Source organism: Serratia sp. OLAL2 (assembly GCF_002752475.1).
GTDB classification, from domain to species: Bacteria; Pseudomonadota; Gammaproteobacteria; order Enterobacterales; family Enterobacteriaceae; genus Serratia; species Serratia bockelmannii.
In genome coordinates, this window is record NZ_MSTL01000021.1 from 1 (window position 1) to 16,544 (window position 16,544).

The following is a 16,544-nucleotide window of genomic DNA, read 5'->3' on the forward strand; positions in this document are numbered from 1 at the left end:
CGAGCAGCTGTTCGCCGAGTTCGGCTTCACCGTGGACAACGTGGTGGCCAAGGCGCAGGCGCTGCTGAAGTAAGCGGCCGGGCGCAAGCCGATAAAAAAGCCGGTCATCATGACCGGCTTTTTTTATTCCATCACCCGATGAATCTGCAAATACTGCAGCAGCATGATGGTCTTGCCGTCTTTAATCCGGCCGTCGGCGATCATCGCCACCGCGTCGCGAAACGGCAGTTCGATCACCTCAATATCTTCATCTTCAATGCCGCCGCCGGCCGCGCGCCGCTCATCATCATGGTATTCGGCGATAAAGAAGTGCACGATTTCGGTCACGCCGCCCGGCGACATGTAGGCTTCGAAGATTTTCTTCACCTCGCTGACCTGAAAACCGGTCTCCTCCACCGCTTCGCGGCGCGCGCATTGCTCCGGAGAGTCGGCGTCCAGCAGGCCGGCGCAGGCCTCGAGCAGCATGCCGCTCTCGTTGCCGTTGACGTAGGTCGGCATGCGGAACTGATTGGTCAGCACCACCGTGCCCTTGGCGCGGTTGTACAGCAAAATGGTAGCGCCGTTGCCACGATCGTAGACCTCGCGCACCTGTTGCACCGAACCGCCGTTTTTGCGTTTCAGATCGAACGTGTACTTGTGCAGCACATACCAGTTGTCCGACAGCAGCTCTTTCTTCACATTCTCAATTTTCGACGACATAACCCTTTTTCCTTGCGTGACAACGTGCAGATCATACCGCGATTAGGCCGCGCCGCGGCAGACGATTTGCAACAAAAATCACATCGCCTCTCCGGGTAAACCAGGATTTAAAATACATCGTGGGCAGACGCAGACTCTGACAGACGAGTCAGGACGAATCGCATCCACAAAGGCAAATCATCAGTGGAAACCGGGCTGCGGCTGAAAATCGGTGGGCATTTCGCTATTCATTTGATTACACAACGACAATTGTTCCCGTTTTGTTGACAACTTGATACAAATCGCGGTGCAATTTAGTTGCAAAAGTTATAGTTTTGCTTTCGAATGAAAATGGCGAAGCGCCTCACCTGAGAGAAAAGGATTCCGTGATTGCTTGTTAAACGTTCCGTGACCGGCAGCCTGGCCAGAGCGCTGTTCGGCATCGTGATCCTGTCGGTGCTCGCCACCGGGTTGGCGTTGACGACCGTCGCCGGCAGCCAGAGCGATGCCGAGGCGATCAACATCGCCGGTTCGCTGCGCATGCAAAGCTACCGCTTGGCCTTTGACCTCGACCGGCAGAACCCGGAGCTGGAGCTGCACCTGCAGCAATACCGGCAATCTTTGCAGGCACCCGCGCTGCAAAAGCTGGCGCGTTTTTACGTCCCGGCCGAGGTACGCAACCACTATCTGGCGTTGCAACGAACATGGCAAACGATGGAGCAGCAGATCCGCGACGGGCAGGCGGCCGCCTACCGGGCAGAGGTTGCCGGCTACGTCAACCGCGTCGATCATTTCGTTTCCGCTCTACAGCGTTATTCAGAGTTGAAACTCACCCTGGTGGCCGCCATCAGCGTACTGGGCTACGCCGCCATCATCGGTCTGGTGCTGTTCTGCATCCGTTTTATGCGCCGCCAGGTGGTCACGCCGCTGCAGCATCTGGTCGACGCCAGCCAGCGCGTGCAACAGCGCGACTTTCGCCACCCGCAGCTGGACGTGGCGCTGCCGAACGAACTCGGCGTACTGTCGCAAACCTTCAGCGCCATGTCGGACGAGCTGGCCCGGCTCTATCAGTCGCTGGAGCTGAAAGTGCAGGAAAAGACCCAGCGCCTGCAGCAGGCCAACGAAACGCTGGAGGTGCTATATCGCTGCTCGCAGGCGCTGAGCGTGCGCCAGATCGATCAGCAGGCGTTTGAAAATGTGCTGCGCATCGTGCGCCAAAGTGAACGACTGCGCTGCATCCGGTTGAACGTGGCGGACGACCATGGCCAGTGGCAACTGAACGAAGGAGAGCCGGCGCCGGCGCAAGCCTGGAGCGCGCTGTCGATCACTCAAGGCGATAAACTGCTGGGCGAATTGCGTTGGCAGCCCGAGGCGCAGCCGCCGCATCCTCACCTGATGCAGAGCCTGGCCAATATGTTGGGCCGCGGCGTCTACTTCAACCGCGCGCAAAAGCAGCACCAATATCTGTTGCTGATGGAAGAGCGTGGGACCATCGCCCGCGAGCTGCACGATTCGCTGGCGCAGACGCTGTCGTTCCTGCGCATCCAGCTGACGCTGCTCCGGCGCGCCGCCGACGATCCGGCGGCGCAGACGATTATCGATGATTTCGATCGCACGCTGGCCGATGCCTATCGCCAGCTGAGAGAATTACTGGCCACCTTCCGCCTCAACATTCAGGAGGCGGATCTGAATGCCGCGCTGGAGCAACTGTTGCAGCCATTAAAGGCGCTAACCCCCGCGCGGATTCAGTTACACTGTCGGCTGCCCTCGCAGGCGCTCAACGCCCAACAGCAGGTGCACGCGCTGCAGATCGTGCGCGAAGCGGTACTCAATGCCGTCAAGCACGCCGGAGCGAACGAGATCGCGGTGTGTTGCGAGGTCAATGCTGCAGGCGACAACGTATTCAGCATTACCGACGACGGTTGCGGCATCGCCAGTCTGGAAGAACCGGAAGGGCATTACGGCTTGACCATCATGAGCGAACGCGCGGCGCGACTGGGAGGAACGCTGCGCATCCGGCGCAGAGGCGGCGGCGGCACGGCGGTCTGCCTGACATTCTCGCCCTGACCTTGCGGCTGTTCACTCGGCGTTACGGTTGCCGCCGGACAGAAGGCTGCCCAGAGAGGTTTGCGGTGCAGAATGCCGCTATTTTTGAAGAGACAGTCCCACTGTGAAGCACGCCTCCGGGCGCGTTTGAGTGGCTTTACTTGCTACAGGGAGCATATTTCATGGTGATGAAGCAATACCGAGTCATGATCGTTGACGATCATCCGTTGATGCGGCGCGGCATCAAACAGCTGCTGGGACTGGATGCGCGATTTGGCGTGGTAGCGGAGGCCGGCAACGGCAGCGAGGCGGTTGCGCTGGCACTGCAGCACGCGCCGGACGTGATCTTGTTGGATCTGAACATGAAGGGCATGTCCGGACTGGATACGCTGCGGGCCCTGCGCGACGAAGGCGTGGACGCGCGCATCATCGTGCTGACGGTCTCCGATGCGCGCAGCGATCTGTATGCGCTGATCGACGCCGGCGCCGACGGCTATCTGCTGAAAGACAGTGAACCGGAACAGCTGCTGGAACACATCAGCGCCGCCGCCGAAGGGCAGAACGTGATCAGCGACGCCATGGCCGACTATTTGCTGGCGCGCGGCGAGCAACGCGATCCCTTCGCCGCCTTGACCGAACGCGAACTGGACGTCTTGCAAGAGGTGGCGCGCGGCCTGTCCAACAAACAGGTGGCGGCGCAGCTGCATATCTCTGAAGAAACCGTGAAGGTGCACATCCGCAATATACTGCGCAAGCTGGACGTGCGTTCTCGCGTGGCGGCGACGGTGATGTACCTGGAGTACAAAAGCCACTGATCGCCCCGCCCCGGCCAATACGCCGGGGCCGCTTACTCGATGGCGCTGAGCAGCGCCTGATGGTGCTGATGCACCCAGCTCTTGTTGAACGGCCCCCAGCTTTCCAACTGATAGAAACCGTCGTTGTTGCGCACGCCCTGCTGCACGAACTGCAGCTCGACGCCCATGCCGGGCAGCGCCTTCAGCACATCCTGCAACGTGCGGCGCGGCCAACCGGTCAGCGCCATCAACCGCGGCACATTGGGCCGCTCACTGTGGCTGATCAGCCAGCATAAATAAAGCCGACGGGCAAATACCGGGTTAATTCCCATGCCAAGCTCCTGCTGTAAGGTGAGTCCAGTTTTTACTTTCGGTTGCCTGCGGCGAAGACATGCGCAAGGCCTTTGATAGTAATAAAAATGTCTTAATAGCGTACAATTATCGGCGTCGGTGCATCCACGCCGTTTTCCGCTACCGTTATTTACACTATCTCCTTTTTTTCTCCACGCTTTCCTCGACTATCCCGAGTAAAGTGCAATAGCGCCGGAATCCTTCCCTGCCGCTGAAATGCATATTTCCGATGCGTTTTAAAGATAGAACAAGTCATAACGAGGTTCGCGCTGCATGGCCAATTTTTTTATTGATCGCCCGATTTTCGCCTGGGTGCTGGCAATTATTCTTTGCCTGACCGGGGCATTGGCGATTTTTTCTTTACCGGTAGAACAATACCCGAATCTGGCGCCGCCGAACGTGCGCATTAGCGCAACTTACCCAGGTGCTTCGGCGCAAACGCTGGAAAACACCGTCACGCAGATCATTGAACAGAATATGACCGGCCTCGACAACATGATGTATATGTCGTCGCAGAGCACCAATACCGGCCAGGCGACCGTCACGCTGACGTTCGAAGCCGGCACCGATCCCAACGAAGCGATGCAGCAGGTGCAAAACCAGCTGCAGGCGGCGATCAAACGTTTGCCGCAGGCAGTGCAGAATCAGGGGGTCACGGTGTCGAAATCCGGCGACACCACGCTGATGATGGTAGCGTTCGTCTCCACCGACAACAGCATGGACAAGCAGGACATCGCCGATTACATCGTCTCCAACCTGCAGGATCCGCTCAGCCGCATCAACGGCGTCGGCAGCATGGACGTGTACGGCTCGCAATACGCCATGCGTATCTGGCTCGATCCCAACAAGCTCAACAGTTACCAGCTCACGACCCAGGACGTGGTCAAGGCCATTCAATCGCAGAACGCCCAAGTGGCGGTCGGCCAGTTGGGCGGCACGCCATCGGTCGATAAACAGGCGTTGAACGCCACCATCAACGCCCAGTCGCAGCTCCAGACGCCAGAACAATTCCGCCAGATCACCCTGCGGGTCAATCAGGACGGCTCGCTGGTGACGCTGGGCAACGTCGCCACCGTCGAACTGGGCGGCGAGAACTACAACTACCTCAGCCGCTACAACGGGATGCAGGCCGCGGGCATGAACATCAAGCTGGCCTCCGGCGCCAACGAACTGCAGACCGACCAGTTGGTGAAGGACAAGATCGCCGAACTGTCGCAGTACTTCCCGCGCGGGCTGGAGGCCAAAGTGGCCTATGAAACCACCCCGTTCGTCAAAGCCTCGATCAAGGACGTGGTGAAAACGCTGCTGGAAGCCATCCTGCTGGTGTTCCTGGTGATGTACCTGTTCCTGCAGAATTTCCGCGCCACGCTGATCCCCACCATCGCCGTGCCGGTGGTGCTAATGGGCACCTTCGCCATCCTGTCCGCCTGCGGCTTCAGCATCAACACCCTCACCATGTTCGCCATGGTGTTGGCGATCGGCCTGCTGGTGGACGACGCCATCGTGGTGGTGGAAAACGTCGAACGCGTGATGAGCGAAGAAGGCCTGCCGCCGCGTGAAGCCACGCGCAAATCCATGGGGCAAATCCAGAGCGCGCTGGTCGGCATCGCCCTGGTGCTGTCGGCGGTGTTCGTACCGATGGCGTTCTTCGGCGGCACCACTGGCGCCATCTATCGACAGTTCTCCATCACCATCGTCTCCGCCATGGTGCTGTCGGTGCTGGTGGCGATGATCCTGACCCCTGCCCTGTGCGCCACGCTGCTCAAACCGATCGCCAAGGGCCACCACCACGGTAAGCGCGGCTTCTTCGGCTGGTTCAACCGCATGTTCAACCGCAACACCGAACGCTATGAGCGCGGCGTGGGGCGCATCCTGCACGCCAGCGGCCGCTACATGGTGATTTATCTGCTGTTGCTCGGCGGCATGGCGTTGCTGTTCATCAAGCTGCCGACCTCCTTCCTGCCGCAGGAAGACCGTGGCATCTTCACCGTACAGGTGCAGCTGCCGGCAGGCTCGACCCTGCAACAAACGTCCAAAGTGGTGGAAAAGGTCGAGCGGTACTTCCTCACCGAAGAGAAACAGGATGTGTTGTCGGTGTTCGCCATCATCGGCTCCGGGCCGGGGGGGAACGGCCAAAACGTGGCGCGTCTGTTCATTCGGCTAAAAGACTGGGATCTGCGCACCTCGGGCGCCAACAGCTCGTTCGACATCATCGATCGCGCCACCCTGGCGTTCAACAAGATTAACGAAGCGCGGGTGATAGCCAGCAGCCCGCCGGCTATCACCGGCCTCGGCAACTCTTCCGGCTTCGATATGGAGTTGGAAGACCACGCCGGCCTCGGCCACGCCAAGCTGATGGCAGCGCGCGATCAGCTGCTACAGCTGGCCGGGCAAAACCCGCTGCTGTCGCGCGTGCGCCACAACGGCCTGGACGACAGCCCGCAGTTGCAAATCGATATCGATCAACGCAAGGCTCAGGCACTGGGCGTGTCTATCGACGACATCAACAATACCCTCTCCACCGCCTGGGGCTCGACCTACGTCAACGACTTCGTCGACCGCGGCCGGGTGAAAAAAGTCTACGTGCAGGCCGCAGCGCCGTTCCGCATGCTGCCGGATGACATTAACAAATGGTATGTACGCAACAGCGCGGGCGGCATGGTGCCGTTCTCGGCCTTCGCCAGCTCGCACTGGGAGTACGGTTCGCCGCGGCTGGAGCGCTATAACGGCAGCTCGGCGCTGGAGATCGTCGGCGAAGCGGCCAACGGCGTCAGCACCGGCACCGCGATGGCGGAAATGGAAAAACTGGTCAGCCAACTGCCGACCGGCTTCGGGCTGGAATGGACGGCGATGTCCTATCAGGAACGGCTGTCCGGCTCGCAGGCGCCGGCGCTGTACGCCATCTCGCTGCTGGTAGTGTTCCTGTGCCTGGCGGCGCTGTACGAGAGCTGGTCGATACCGTTCTCTGTGATGCTGGTGGTGCCACTGGGGGTGATCGGCGCGGTCGCCGCCACCTGGCTGCGCGGTCTGGAGAACGACGTCTATTTCCAGGTTGGCCTGTTGACCATCATTGGGCTGTCGGCGAAAAACGCCATTCTTATCGTCGAGTTCGCTAATGAGCTGAACCATAAAGGCCAGGATCTGATGTCGGCGACGCTCGACGCGTCCCGCATGCGTCTGCGGCCGATCCTGATGACCTCGCTGGCGTTCATCTTCGGCGTGCTGCCGATGGCCACCAGCAGCGGCGCCGGTTCCGGTAGCCAGCATGCGGTCGGCACCGGGGTGATGGGCGGCATGATATCCGCCACCCTGCTGGCGATTTTCTTCGTGCCGCTGTTCTTCGTGCTGGTGCGGCGCCGTTTCCCGGGTAAAGCGCATCCGGCAACCACGCCGACCACTGAGGAGTAACAGGCAGCGCATAAAAAAAAGCAGCGTCGGGTAACCGATGCTGCTTTTTTTCGAACGATAATCTCGTTCCCAAGGTGTTTCAGTGACGTTCCAATGACTCAACCTTGCCATCTGCTTCAACGCTGTGTCAGTTGCCCAACATCTCATCAATGAAGTCTTTCCAGTTTCCTAATTCACGATCAACCATAATACTTTACAACCTCAATTATTTGACGAAGCGGATTCTACGCTTGTTTTTTGACCATGTGAAGGGAAACGGGAACGATGCCGGGCCCGGAAATCGGGCTTAGCGCACATTTTCGTATTTATCTGATCAATGTGCAGTACAGCTATTCCCTTGTGATATCAATTTCTCCACGGTAGCGTGTAAAAGGTATAAAAATACGCCAAGGGAGCGCCGATCATGTCCACTTCTTTGTCTCTCTCGCAGTTGAAAACGCAGGGCCGCTATCAGGAAGCGACTGCGCTGGCGTTACGGCAACTGGCGGCCGAGCCGGAAGCGGCGATGTTACACTTTCAGCTGGCCTGCCTGTATGACGTTCAGGGCCTGGAGCAACAGGCCATTCCCTGCTACCTCGCGGCATTGGCTCGCGATTTGCCGCCCGCCCAGCGCCGTGAAGCCTGGCTGGGCCTCGGCAGCACTTACCGCGCCCTGGGGAAATACCCGGCTTCGCTGCGCGCTTTCGACGATGGCCTGACCGAATTCCCGCAGGCCAACGAACTAATGCTGTTTCGCGCCATGACGCTGTACAACCTGGGTGAAAATAAACGCGCCGTGGCCGATCTGTTGTTGTTGCTGGCGGACACCTCGTCAGACCCCGGTATCCGCGGCTATCAGCGCGCCATTCGGCACTATGCCGCCGATCTCAATCATATTGATTAGAGGAAAACCATGGAAATCATCACCGATATAAGCCGCCGCGCCATCGACTGGCAGCGGCTGTGTGAATTGCTGCAGGCCGCCGGGCTGGGCGAACGCGATCCGCATACGCTGCAACGCGTTTACCAACACAGCCAGTTTTGCTATTGGGGGTTTATCGGCGATGAGCTGATCGCCACCGCACATGCCATCAGCGATTTGACCTCGGTTGCCTACCTGGCCGACGTGGCGATCGATCCGCGCTTTCAGGGACAGGGGTTGGGGCGCAGGTTGATGGACCGGGTGATGCAAGATCTGGCGCCGCTCGGCAAGATTTTCATCTATTCGGTGCCGGAAAAACTGGCCTTCTATAAAAAGTACGGCTTTCACGATTTGACCACCGGCATGGTGTTCGCTGAGGGCGCCGCCCTGCGGCGTTTGCAACAGGGAGGCTACGTACGTTAATCGCGCATTACAAGGTTTTGCTCATAAAGATACGGCAGGTCCCCGGCGGCAGGCACGCCACCTCCCCCATACGCTGCCAGCCATGTCGTTGATAAAAGTCCGGCGCCTGAAAGCTGATGGTGTACAACACGGCGGAAAGGCAACCGCGCCGGCGGCCTTCCTGCTCGAAACGGCGCAACAATTCGCTGCCCAGCCCCGCCCCGCGCAACGCTTCCGGCAGATAAAAGAGATCGAGAAACAGCAGCCCTAATGATGAGCGCCCGGTAATCCCCCCGAGAACCTCCCCACTATCGGGATCTTTTACCACCACGGCCAACGGCAGACGATCGCCGTAGCCGATATGTTGATCATTAAAACGGTCCAACCCCTCCGCGATACAGGACGTTATTTCCTGCGTTACCCGATCGGAAATTTCGATATGACATTCTTTCACGCCAGCTCTCCGTATCAATCATCCACGTTCGCACTCTGCTCACAGCTTAAAACATCGCATTTTCTTTGTTTAGAATTATCTTTGTCTCAATTTCCACGTTAATTTTCGCATGACTTCAGCGCCGACTTTACTGTCGTTCCAAGTAAAGCTTCTCATCGTGATAAAACCAAGAAAAATCTTAGTTTTTAACTCGTTAAACGCAATCTTACGTCATTTAATGATCGTCAAAAACGATCGTTTTGATAATTTTGATAGCCAATATCTATGTTAATTCCTTTCAATTACCGAGGTATTAATAGAAGATGTCTATTCTATTAGCCTTACCTTGCTTAAAAATTCGGTTGAAAAAAAGATTTACTCTTTATAAATCATGCTAGTATATAACCTTCCCTTCAAAGCTCGCGCCCAGATAACGCTCATTCGTTTGCGGTGCAAGATAAGTTCAACATGAAATTATTTAGATTATTTCTTTTTTTATGTTTTAAGATATCAATCCTCACCGGGAAATAGAAAGTAAAGGACTATAATAAAATGGAAATTGATATTTTCAGCGAGTGTGCCTATACCACCGTCGGCATTCGACAACTCATTAACCAAACATGGGCGGAAAAACGCGCGCCGGCCGGCTTTAGCCGTAAAAGGGTCTGCTTTATCGATGTCACTATCGCCAATTTTGAAGCACGTTACCGCGATGAATATGCCAACCCCAATACCTACAAAATAATCATTATCACCGACTGCCTGCATGAGGTGGTGATTGTCGACAATAAGACCATTATATTATCAAACCTTATATCATTGAGCCGCTTCAGCCACCTGATCGGTGACTTATATAAGCGTTACAGTCACTATACCGAACCGCCGCAACTCTCCCAGCGCGAGTCCCTTTTCCTTTCGGAGTGGTCGACGGGAAAATCGCTGGCCGATATCAGCAATACCATGAATATCAGAAATAAAACCGCCAATCATTACAAGTCGCGAATAATGAAAAAGCTCGGCGCCAGCAGGATAAAACCGCTGTTGCATATTACCCGCGTACGGTGTTTGACCGATCGTTTAAACATAAGAATCAATAAAGAGTAGTGACCGCCCCCCAGCTCCGCATTGGCGGCTGAATGCGTTCGCCGGCGTCTTTTAAAAGCACCGCTGGCGAAGATCGCCGTTTCATCGCTTTGCCAACCTCTCTCTCCCTGGCGCCCAATCGTCTCTCGCGCGCATCGTTGTCTGGATCTCGCCGCCGCTTTACTGGCATTATCTCTGCTATCGCCGGGCGGCGAGAAGGCCTAAGACCGCGCCCGCCGCTCAGTATCGACTCGACGAGACAGGTAGCTTTACGCCATGGCAAATAAACCGCAACAGACAACGCTGACGATGTACGGCATCAAAAACTGCGACACCATCAAAAAAGCCCGCCGCTGGCTGGAAGATCAGGGCATAGCCTATCATTTTCACGACTACCGCGCCGACGGCCTGACCGAACAGCAACTGCGCGGTTTCGTCGCGCAGCTGGGTTGGGAGCCGCTGCTCAATACCCGCGGTACCACCTGGCGCAAGCTGGATGAAGCGCAGCGCAACGCCTGTGATAATGCCGACGCCGCCATCGCGCTGATGTTGGCGCAGCCGGCAATCATTAAACGTCCGCTGCTGGACGACGGCAACGGCCACGCCCTGCTCGGTTTTAACGCCGACGCTTACCAACAATTTATCACCGAGGTTGCCGTATGACTTGCCCGGTTATCGAACTGGCCCAGCAGTTGATCAAACGCCCTTCCCTCAGCCCGAATGACGAAGGCTGCCAGCAGCTGATGATCGATCGCCTGCAGGCGATCGGCTTCACCGTCGAAGCAATGGACTTCGAAGATACCCAAAACTTCTGGGCCTGGCGCGGTGAAGGGCAAACCCTGGCGTTTGCCGGGCACACCGACGTGGTGCCGACCGGTGATGAAAAACGCTGGGACAACCCGCCGTTTGAACCGGCAATCCGTGACGGCATGCTCTATGGCCGCGGCGCGGCGGACATGAAAGGCTCATTGGCCGCGATGGTGGTGGCCGCGGAACGCTTTGTCGCCGCCAACCCGAATCACCGGGGCCGTCTGGCATTCCTGATCACTTCGGATGAAGAAGCCAGCGCCACTCACGGCACGGTTAAAGTGGTCGAAGCGCTGATGGCGCGCAACGAGCGGCTGGATTACTGCCTGGTCGGCGAGCCGTCCAGCACCGAGCGCGTCGGCGACGTGGTGAAAAATGGCCGTCGTGGCTCCATCACCGCCAACCTGCATATCCACGGCGTACAGGGGCACGTTGCCTATCCGCATCTGGCGGACAATCCGGTGCACCGCGCCATGCCGGCACTGAATGAACTGGTGGCGATCGAATGGGATCGCGGCAACGAGTTCTTCCCGCCGACCAGTATGCAGATCGCCAACGTGCAGGCCGGCACCGGCAGCAACAACGTGATCCCGGGCGATCTCTACGTGCAGTTCAACTTCCGTTTCAGCACCGAACTGACCGACGCGATGATCAAGCAGCGCGTGGAAGAGCTGCTGGAACGCCATCAGTTGAATTACAGCATCGAATGGCGGCTGTCCGGCCAACCGTTCCTCACCTCGCGCGGCGCGCTGGTGGATGCGGTGGTCAACGCGGTCGAGCACTATTCTGAATTGACGCCGCAGTTGCTGACCACCGGCGGCACCTCCGACGGCCGCTTCATCGCGCAGATGGGCGCGCAGGTGGTGGAACTGGGGCCGGTCAACGCCACCATCCACAAGGTCAACGAATGTGTCAACGCCGCGGATCTGCAGCTGCTGAGCCGCATGTATCAACGCATCATGGAGCAATTGGTCGCATGATCAACGCAGAGATGCTCACCGGCCGCTCAACCGAACACCTCGCGCCGCTGAGCGGGAACCACCGCCTGCAGCCGCAGGCGGTCAACGCCTTCCTGGCGATGCAGCAGGCGGCGCATGAGGCGGGATTCGATCTCCAGCCCGCCAGCACCTTCCGCGATTTCGACCGCCAGTTGGCGATTTGGAATGGCAAATTCTGCGGCCAGCGGCCAGTATTAGATAAGGACAGCCGCCCGATCGACGTCGCGACGTTATCGGCCGCCGAGCGCTGTGAGGCGATCCTGCGCTGGTCGGCCCTGCCGGGCGCCAGCCGCCATCACTGGGGCAGCGATCTGGACGTGTACGATCCGTCGCTGTTGCCGGAAGGGCAAAAGCTGCAGCTGGAGCCGTGGGAATATGAGGAAGGCGGTTACTTTGCGCCGCTCAACCAGTGGCTGACGGCGCATATGGCCGAATTCGGTTTCTACCGCCCCTTTACCGAAGACTGCGGCGGCGTGGCGGTGGAGCCGTGGCATCTGAGCTACCGGCCGCTGGCACAAGAGGCCGAACATTTGCTGACCCCGGCGCTGTTGCTGGCGGCCTGGCATGATAAGGAGGTCGCCGGTGCCGAATGGCTCGAACGCCATCTGCCCTCGATTTTTTCGCGTTTTATACGCAGTGAAGGAAAGGAGTAGCTATGCAATGGTTAGCTGATTACTGGTGGATTATCCTGCTGGTTCTGGTGGGGATGGTCGTCAGCGGCATCAAGGAACTGCGCCGCGTCGACGTTAAAAGCTATTTGGCCAACAAGCCGGAGATACCGCCGCACCGCGACAACAATGCCCAGTGGGATGACGAAGACGACTGGCCGAAAAAGAAATGACATCAGGGCGCTCATCGGCGCCCTGAATTTTTAGCGGAAGGCGATCAGCTCGCCGCGCTTGCCGGACAAGGCTTCGTCCCAGTAGCGCTGCGGCACATAGTAATGCAACCTTTCCAGCGCGGCGTTCATCATGCCCTGGTTGATCGCATGCCCAACGTCCTGTTCCACGTCCAGCGTGAAATCGGCGCCGTTGGTCCGCAACGCCTCCGCCGCCGCGTGAGCGTGTTGCACCGCGATCACCGCATCCTCTTCACCGTGGATCAAATGCACCACGCTGTCGCCGAAAGCCCGCTCAGGCAGTTGCGCGAAACGCCCGCTGAACGCGACCACGCGCCCGGCCAGCCGGGTTTCTGCTTTCAACGCTTCCAGCGCCATGATCGCCCCCTGCGAGAACCCCACCAGCGCCGTGCCGGCATAGCCTACGCCGCTCAACTGCTGCCAATGACGCACCACGGCCACAAACTGCGGCATCACGTCTGCGATGCGGGCCGCGCGGTTCTCTTCGGTCACGTCCTGCACCGAAAACCACTGACGCCCTGCACCGTTGCCGAACGCTTCGGGGCCACCGATGCTCACCACCTGTGCCTGAGGAAAGTCTTTGGCGAAGTAGCTGCCGATCTCCCCCATCGCCACCGGGTTGTCGCCGACACCGTGAAACAGCAAGATCAGCTGCGCCGCCGGGGTCGCCGGGGTTTGGACAACGAAATGCTCATGTTTCATCGATGACTCCTTAATAGTAACCAAACCTGGTGCGGCGACAGTCGCCGCCGCACCGCTGACAGTGACTATACGCCGTTGAGAAATCGGGAAAATCGGGTTTTATTGAGCGAGTTATTCAATTTATTGCAACGACTGCGCCCAGTCGCGCCAGTAGCGGCAGTGCTGCGCATTCAGCTGTTCCAGCGCCTGCGCCGTTTCGTGCCGCCAGTAGCGCAGCAAGGCTTTCTGGCCGCTTACGCCCGCCTGCTCCACGCAGGCCGCCGGGGATTGCCGCCGCTGCAGATGGCCGCGCAGCGCGGACAGCGGCAGACTGCTGGCCAACAGCAAACGCTGCAATGCCCCCAGGCTGGCCTCCAGCGGCCGATGGGCGAAAGCGAACCCGGCCAGCTCGCGCCAGTCCTCTTCGCCGAGCGACGTATCGCCGTCGTCGCCCGGGATCGCCAGCGTAAGCTCGATACGCTGCCGCAGCCAGGGCCAGTCACGCGCCAGGTGCTTGTGCGCCGCATGCCGCAGCGCCTCCCCTTGCTCGCTCAGGGGCAAGATAGCCATCGCGGTATAGCAGCCGCTGCTGGCCTCCGGCTTGCTGCCGATGCGCACCAGCTCGAAACCGCAGGATTGCCAAAAGCGCCACAGCGGCTCGGTATAGCCGAAGCTGACCGACAGGAAGTCCAGACCCTGAGCCTGGCAGCGTTGCCGCTCGACCAGCTGACGCGCGATACCCTGCCGCCGCAACGCAGGCAGCGTCGCGATGCGGGTAATGCGCCGTGAATGCAGCGTCGGCGCCCACCACTGGCCGCCATGCGCCGCCAGCGACTGCGCCACCAAGTTGCCGCGCGGTCGGCGGCGGCCGGCCCACACGTCGTGCGCCAACTCGGCGCTCAACCCGCCTTCGTCCACCAGCCACACGGCGCCCACCACTTCCTGTTCGGCCTGCGCCAGCCCGAAATGCATACCGGGCGCATCCATCAACCTGCGCAAATCCAGCGGCGAGGTGCGGTAATGCGCGCTGCTCAGCAGAGCATAGAAACGCGCCAGCCGCTGCGTATCGGCGCACAGTTCACGCTGCTCCGCCTGGCTGTAATCGATCGCCTGGCCATCCGCCGGCCAGGCGGGCAGCTCGTTGAACAACAGCGCATTGTCCGTTATCCGTTCCAACGCGTCCCCCTGTGCCCAACGCATCGGCTGTTGCAGGCTCAGCGCCTGATAGGACGGCAGCCCGGCGCAAAACTTCAGTAGAAAACCGCGGCCGGTGCCTTCATAGCCCTGCACCGTGGTGGTCAACAGCACGCGAGGAAAATAACCGATCAACTGCTGCAACAGTGGCGCGGGGATCGCCGCCGCCTCATCCACCAGCAGCCACCCCACGGCGCTGACGTCACCCTCACGACACTGCGCCAGCAGGGCATCGGGCGCCCAAAACTGCGCGCGCCCCTGCGCCCATTCCCCGGCCACCTCAGTGGCGGCGCGGCTCGGCCCGGTGATCCAGCAGGTCAGCGGCGACTGCGCCACCAGCATGCCGGCCAGCGTCGATTTGCCGCGGCCACGGGCGGCGGTCAGCACCCACACGCCGGACTCGGCCTGCAGCAGCGCCGTCAAGATCGCCTGTTGTTCCTCGGTCGGGCGGCCATCCGGCGGCTGCCACCCTTCACGCGCCGGCAGCGCGGCCAGCGTCAGGGGCTCTCCCTGCCGCCAGATCGTCACTTCGCTGTCATCGGCCAGATGCTGCTGCAGATGATGAATGAAATGCGGCGTGGTGATCGGCTGCGGACAATCGCTCCAGCGCAGGCTGTCGCCGTCCGGCTGCTGAGGCCATTGTCGCCAGGGGGGCGTCAACAGCAGCAGCCAGCTGCCGGCGCGCAAGGCGCCACTCAACGCCGCCAGCGCCTCTACGTCCAGCGAGTGACCGGCGTCGAACACCGCGTGCAGCCGCTCCTGCCCCAGCAATTGGCGCATCGCGCCGCTTGCTAAAGCCACCTGGCCAGGCGGCGGATTTTCCCCGACCCACGGCCAGTCGCCTGGCAACGTAGCCGCCAGCCGCTGCGCCTGTTCGCGGCACCAGTCAGGTTCACCGCTGAGCACCAGCAGGCGTCGGATGCCCTGCCGCCGCATAAGTTGTTGCGCTGCCTGTAACATAACGCTGTGTCTCAATCCGAAAAAAATGCCGGAGTCAGGCTCCGGCACTTGAGGCGTTAACGGGATGCAAAGGTGTTGCAGGTATTGGGATCGCCGCTGTCGAAGCCCTGTTTAAACCAGGTATAGCGCTGCTGCGAGGTGCCGTGAGTGAAGCTGTCCGGCACAACGCGGCCCTGGCTCTGCTGCTGCAACCGATCGTCGCCAATCGCCTGTGCGGCGTTCAGCGCCGCCTGCAGGTCGCCCTCTTCCAGCATCTGCTGCTTCTCAGCGTATTTGCCCCACACGCCGGCAAAGCAGTCCGCCTGCAGCTCCATTTTCACCGACAGGCGGTTTACTTCCGCTTGGCTGGCGCCCTGCTGCATCTGGCGGACCTTCGGCTCGATGCCCAACAGGTTCTGCACGTGGTGGCCGACTTCGTGCGCCACCACATAGGCCTGAGCGAAATCACCGCCGGCGCCCAGCTTGGTTTTCATATCCTGGTAGAAAGACAAATCGATATACACCGTTCTGTCACCCGGGCAGTAGAACGGCCCCATAGCCGCCTGACCGGTGCCGCAGCTGGTGCGCGTCACGCCGCGATACATCACCAGCTTCGGCGGTTGATAGGTTTTGCCCATGCGCTGGAAAATCTCTTTCCAGTTATCCTCGGTTGAGGCCAGCACCACCGAGGTAAATTTGGCCAATTCATCGTCTTTCGGGCTGATGTTAGCGCTCTGCTGTTGACCCTGCGGTGCGACGTTACCGCCGTTCAATAGCGGCGACAGATCGATACCGTAATAGCCGGCCACCAGCACCACCACCAGAATGACAATGCCGCCCTTGCCGCGCGGCACACGGAAGCCGCCGCCACCACCGCCCAAACCTGAAGATTGCCCGCGACGATCCTCAACATTGTCACTTTCCCGACGCCCTTGCCAACGCATAAATACACTCCAGATATTTCCCCTGC

The 16,544-nt window shown here is 59.5% G+C and carries 17 protein-coding genes; 10 read left to right on the forward strand and 7 right to left on the reverse strand.

The genetic code is table 11. From position 1 onward, the window contains the following. Positions 1-123: 123 nt before the first annotated feature. Positions 124-699, reverse strand: coding sequence for a GDP-mannose pyrophosphatase NudK (nudK, locus tag BVU99_RS23265; protein ID WP_033643990.1), 576 nt, complete (start codon positions 697-699; stop codon positions 124-126). 369 nt (positions 700-1,068) lie between these two features. Between nudK and narQ the strand changes: the two genes are divergently transcribed. Both narQ and BVU99_RS23275 read left to right on the forward strand, forming a co-directional pair. After that, entirely contained in the window at positions 1,069-2,745 is a 1,677-nt protein-coding gene (narQ, locus tag BVU99_RS23270) for a nitrate/nitrite two-component system sensor histidine kinase NarQ (RefSeq protein WP_025303815.1), read from the forward strand. A gap of 161 nt (positions 2,746-2,906) precedes the next feature. Continuing rightward, positions 2,907-3,539: a response regulator gene (locus BVU99_RS23275; RefSeq protein ID WP_025303816.1), complete on the forward strand. Its 633-nt coding sequence runs from the start codon at positions 2,907-2,909 to the stop codon at positions 3,537-3,539. Positions 3,540-3,571: 32 nt separating this feature from the next. On the opposite strand, the gene BVU99_RS23280 is transcribed toward BVU99_RS23275, so the two are convergent. Beyond that, positions 3,572-3,850, reverse strand: a complete 279-nt coding sequence (locus tag BVU99_RS23280; RefSeq protein ID WP_004941750.1) for a helix-turn-helix domain-containing protein — start codon at positions 3,848-3,850, stop codon at positions 3,572-3,574. A gap of 292 nt (positions 3,851-4,142) precedes the next feature. Here BVU99_RS23280 and acrD point away from each other — a divergent pair, with 292 nt between their 5' ends. Then, on the forward strand, positions 4,143-7,277 hold the full coding sequence (gene acrD, locus BVU99_RS23285) for a multidrug efflux RND transporter permease AcrD (RefSeq protein ID WP_025303817.1): 3,135 nt from the start codon (positions 4,143-4,145) through the stop codon (positions 7,275-7,277). Positions 7,278-7,404: 127 nt separating this feature from the next. Here the strand turns inward: acrD and ypfM are convergent, their stop codons facing one another. Next, positions 7,405-7,464: a protein YpfM gene (ypfM, locus tag BVU99_RS25370; protein WP_100396732.1), complete on the reverse strand. Its 60-nt coding sequence runs from the start codon at positions 7,462-7,464 to the stop codon at positions 7,405-7,407. 216 nt (positions 7,465-7,680) lie between these two features. Here ypfM and BVU99_RS23290 point away from each other — a divergent pair, with 216 nt between their 5' ends. Continuing rightward, on the forward strand, positions 7,681-8,160 hold the full coding sequence (locus tag BVU99_RS23290) for a tetratricopeptide repeat protein (RefSeq protein WP_049204814.1): 480 nt from the start codon (positions 7,681-7,683) through the stop codon (positions 8,158-8,160). 9 nt (positions 8,161-8,169) lie between these two features. Next, a complete protein-coding gene (locus BVU99_RS23295) occupies positions 8,170-8,601 on the forward strand; it encodes a GNAT family N-acetyltransferase (protein ID WP_049209498.1) in 432 nt (143 codons plus the stop codon). A gap of 7 nt (positions 8,602-8,608) precedes the next feature. Here BVU99_RS23295 and BVU99_RS23300 read toward each other — a convergent pair whose 3' ends face one another. Beyond that, a complete protein-coding gene (locus BVU99_RS23300; protein WP_025303820.1) occupies positions 8,609-9,034 on the reverse strand; it encodes a GNAT family N-acetyltransferase in 426 nt (141 codons plus the stop codon). 531 nt (positions 9,035-9,565) lie between these two features. Between BVU99_RS23300 and BVU99_RS23305 the strand changes: the two genes are divergently transcribed. From BVU99_RS23305 to BVU99_RS23325, 5 genes are all read left to right on the forward strand, one after another. Next, complete coding sequence (locus tag BVU99_RS23305; RefSeq protein WP_025303821.1) at positions 9,566-10,117, forward strand: LuxR family transcriptional regulator; 552 nt, start codon at positions 9,566-9,568, stop codon at positions 10,115-10,117. A 255-nt stretch (positions 10,118-10,372) separates the two neighbouring features. After that, entirely contained in the window at positions 10,373-10,759 is a 387-nt protein-coding gene (locus BVU99_RS23310) for an ArsC family reductase (RefSeq protein ID WP_043140410.1), read from the forward strand. Further along, positions 10,756-11,883 carry a succinyl-diaminopimelate desuccinylase gene (gene dapE / locus BVU99_RS23315; RefSeq protein WP_025303823.1) on the forward strand — a complete coding sequence of 376 codons (1,128 nt, stop codon included), beginning with the start codon at positions 10,756-10,758 and terminating at the stop codon, positions 11,881-11,883. The genes BVU99_RS23310 and dapE overlap by 4 nt, the downstream gene beginning before the upstream one ends. Next, on the forward strand, positions 11,880-12,554 hold the full coding sequence (locus BVU99_RS23320) for a M15 family metallopeptidase (protein ID WP_025303824.1): 675 nt from the start codon (positions 11,880-11,882) through the stop codon (positions 12,552-12,554). The genes dapE and BVU99_RS23320 overlap by 4 nt, the downstream gene beginning before the upstream one ends. Before the next feature lie 2 nt (positions 12,555-12,556). After that, positions 12,557-12,742 (forward strand): YpfN family protein, encoded by a 186-nt coding sequence (locus BVU99_RS23325; RefSeq protein WP_004941720.1) that lies wholly within the window; start codon positions 12,557-12,559, stop codon positions 12,740-12,742. Positions 12,743-12,772: 30 nt separating this feature from the next. Here BVU99_RS23325 and ypfH read toward each other — a convergent pair whose 3' ends face one another. The 3 genes from ypfH to BVU99_RS23340 all read right to left on the reverse strand — a co-directional run bounded on the left by ypfH (position 12,773) and on the right by BVU99_RS23340 (position 16,518). Beyond that, a complete protein-coding gene (ypfH, locus tag BVU99_RS23330; protein WP_099817661.1) occupies positions 12,773-13,462 on the reverse strand; it encodes an esterase in 690 nt (229 codons plus the stop codon). Positions 13,463-13,582: 120 nt separating this feature from the next. Continuing rightward, on the reverse strand, positions 13,583-15,595 hold the full coding sequence (locus BVU99_RS23335) for a GNAT family N-acetyltransferase (protein ID WP_099817660.1): 2,013 nt from the start codon (positions 15,593-15,595) through the stop codon (positions 13,583-13,585). 56 nt (positions 15,596-15,651) lie between these two features. Beyond that, positions 15,652-16,518, reverse strand: coding sequence for a neutral zinc metallopeptidase (locus tag BVU99_RS23340; RefSeq protein WP_043140420.1), 867 nt, complete (start codon positions 16,516-16,518; stop codon positions 15,652-15,654). Between the last annotated feature and the right edge of the window lie 26 nt (positions 16,519-16,544).